Raw genomic sequence first — 3,165 nt, 5'->3', positions numbered from 1 at the left:
TATTTGACGTTCTATACTGTCTTAAACGACTTATAAGCGCGTTTCAGCTTTTATAGGTAAAAACCAGAAGTTTTAAAAAGACGTGAGGTACAAATAGTACAAAAATTTAAACATGAAACGCCAAATACCCTAAGTTTTTTGTCATTAACCTGCACAGATTGCGAAGATAAACAAATAGCTTCAGTCTCATAATAACAAGGTTGGTGAAGGTTGTCAAGCAGTTTTTTTATATTGGGCATGTGCCTAGCGTGCTGTTAAAAACTATGTGAGAATCTGATATTTGTAAGCGATTGACCTTGCTCGCAAAGAAAGCTAATATTTAAATAAATTATCACCTGATATGGAAACTGACATTGTAATAATAGGTGCAGGACCTGTTGGAATATTCACTGCTTTTCAAGCGGGAATGCTCGATATGAAATGTCATATCATAGATGTTTTGGATCAAGCGGGAGGGCAATGTACCGCTCTTTACCCAGAAAAACCGATATACGATATACCTGGTTATCCTATAATTACTGCTCAAAAGCTAATTGAACAATTAATCGAGCAAGCTTCGCCATTTGAGCCCGTTTACCACTTAAGTCAAAAGGTGGAAAAAATCTCGGATAACAACGGTCAAAACTTTACTGTAATAACGAACATAGGTACAGAAGTGAAATGCAAAGCTATTATCATTGCTGCAGGTAATGGAATGTTTGAACCTAATCGCCCACCCCTTGGCGGTATACTAGAATATGAAAATAAATCTGTATTTTATAGCGTAAATAAAATTTCTGATTTCCAGGATAAAACTATAGTCATTGCAGGAGGAGGGGATTCTGCGGCTGATTGGACCATAGAGCTCTCTAAAGTTGCAAAGAAAATTCATGTGATACATCGAAGAAAGGAATTTCGTTGTGTTGCCAAAACTAGAAATGAATTGGAATTACTTGAAAGCAGTGGAAAAATAGAACTCGTAACGCCATATCAATTACACGAACTAGCTGGAAATAATGGGCAATTGAGTGCAGTGATAGTGAAAAACATCACCTCCAAGGAAGAAAAAGAAATATCCGCTGATTTTTTACTGCCATTTTTTGGGCTGTCAATGAATTTGGGTCCGATAAATAATTGGGGCATACAGTTAGAACACAGCCGTATAGTTGTTGATCAGGCTACACTTAGAACCAGTAGAGATAGGATATATGCAATCGGAGATATAGCTACTTACTCAGGCAAACTAAAGTTGATACTAAATGGCTTTGCTGAGAGCGCTATGGCTTGTTATGACATACACAAAGTGATCCGCAATTCTCCAGTTAATTTTCAATACTCAACTTCAAAGATGGCGCACAAGCGATTTACTTTAGGTCAAACTACTGTATAGTGATTTTATAGCTCCTTAGTTTTATGATGAATGTGTCTAGCATAGAGAATTGTGATTTTCACGATAAAACTGTCTTACTCAGGGTTGACTTTAATGTTCCTGTAAAAAATGAAAAGGTTCATGACGCCACTCGTATTTTGAGAGCATTGCCTACTATTCAGCATTTGGTAAATGCAAGCGCAAAGGTCGTTATTATATCACATTTTGGACGCCCAAAAGCCAAAAACGATAGTTTGTCACTAAAAAACATAGTTGAAACTTTATCGCAGCTATTAAATAAAAAGGTAAAGTTTGTCAATGATTGCATTGGCGAAAAAGTGCAAAAAGCAGTAAATGAGATGGACGGAGGGAATGTAATATTACTGGAAAATCTGAGGTTTTATAAAGGAGAGGAGCAGAATGACTCGAATTTTGCTAAACAACTAGCATCACTAGCAGATATATATGTAAATGATGCATTTTCTTGCTCTCACAGAGCCCACGCTTCTATTTCACGCATTACAGAATTTTTGCCTTCCTATGCAGGATTTTGCTTACAAGATGAGCTAAAGTATCTTGAAAAAGCCATATCATTTGACGCTAAACCTATTACTGCGATAGTTGGGGGAGCTAAAATATCAACTAAAATAAAAATGCTTATAAAGCTAGCAGAAAAGGTCGATTATCTGGTCCTTGGTGGTGCGATTGCTAATAACTTTTTGTTGTTCAATAGAGTGAATATCGGCAAATCTTTCTTTCAAAGTGACGTTGATGATTTTCTTCATAGTGTTATTGAAACAGCAAATAAAAACAATTGCAAAATAATTGTGCCTGAAGATGCTTTGGTTGCAGTAAATTCTGTTTACAGCACTGGCGTTTTAAGAAACACCGAATCCATTTTGGATGATGATGTAATTTTGGATATCGGACCTAAAACCTTGAGCACGATAAGCAGTGTAATAGCAAGCAGCAAAACTCTGCTGTGGAATGGACCTATCAGTGTCTTTGAACATTCAGCTTTCGCAAATGGCACAATAGAGGTGATGAAAATCGTAAGTCGCTTGACACACGAGGGAAAATTAACTAGCGTGATAGGGGGGGGGGATAGTTTATCTGCAATAAATGCTGCAGGTCTTACTGATAAAGATTTTACGTATGTTTCAACTGGTGGAGGGGCGTTTTTAAGCTGGCTAAGTAGTGACGGAATGCCAGGAGTTGTTGCACTGCAACTAACGTCGGATTAAAGCTTTTTTAAATTGTTACTTGTACCCTAGCTTTTTTTGTGAAGCTGTATCGTGATTATGTCAAAGAAAAATAAGCTGATTTTATGCTTAATAATATCGGTAATAGGATTTGTTTTTTATATTAAAGATCATTACTTCAATGATCCAAACTCACGAATTGATTTTGAGCCATTCTTCAAAACAAATTCTGCGGGGCCAGACTACATTCCACCACTTCCAGAGTTGACTGACTTTGATAGGGGAGTGTTAAAAGTTTGTGGAGAGTGGGGATCACACCCCGATAAAGAAGATTTCAGAATTTTGCTTCATTGTCCGCAACATCAAGAAGTAGTAGAAGGAATATATGATAGGCTCGATCATCAAGTGATCACACCAAATGCAGACTTGGAGTTATTCAAGGATGAACTAACTAAGATTTGGTTTACAAATAGCGGAATTGAAAAAGAAACTATAGGCTCTGTGAACAAAATTTTAGAGAAGCTATATGAGAGAATCAACGAAGTTTAAAAAACCCATAAAAACCTCAGCAGTCTTGTCAAATCGAGAAAAAACACGTCTAAAGTTCTTGATTTT

The 3,165-nt window shown here is 36.7% G+C and carries 2 protein-coding genes and 1 pseudogene; all 3 read left to right on the top strand.

What is annotated here, in order from left to right:
* Nucleotides 1-340: 340 nt before the first annotated feature.
* Nucleotides 341-1,369, top strand: coding sequence for an NAD(P)/FAD-dependent oxidoreductase (locus GO685_RS04365; RefSeq protein WP_175937732.1), 1,029 nt, complete (start codon nucleotides 341-343; stop codon nucleotides 1,367-1,369).
* 26 nt (nucleotides 1,370-1,395) lie between these two features.
* Nucleotides 1,396-2,592, top strand: coding sequence for a phosphoglycerate kinase (locus tag GO685_RS04360; RefSeq protein WP_175937733.1), 1,197 nt, complete (start codon nucleotides 1,396-1,398; stop codon nucleotides 2,590-2,592).
* A gap of 57 nt (nucleotides 2,593-2,649) precedes the next feature.
* Nucleotides 2,650-3,048, top strand: a pseudogene (locus tag GO685_RS04355) (EndoU domain-containing protein); the annotation flags it as partial.
* Nucleotides 3,049-3,165 lie beyond the last annotated feature (117 nt).

Origin of the sequence: Wolbachia endosymbiont of Madathamugadia hiepei (assembly GCF_013366855.1) — a bacterium.
In the GTDB taxonomy this organism is placed as follows: Bacteria; Pseudomonadota; Alphaproteobacteria; order Rickettsiales; family Anaplasmataceae; genus Wolbachia.
This window is presented reverse-complemented; position numbering and strand designations above follow the sequence as displayed.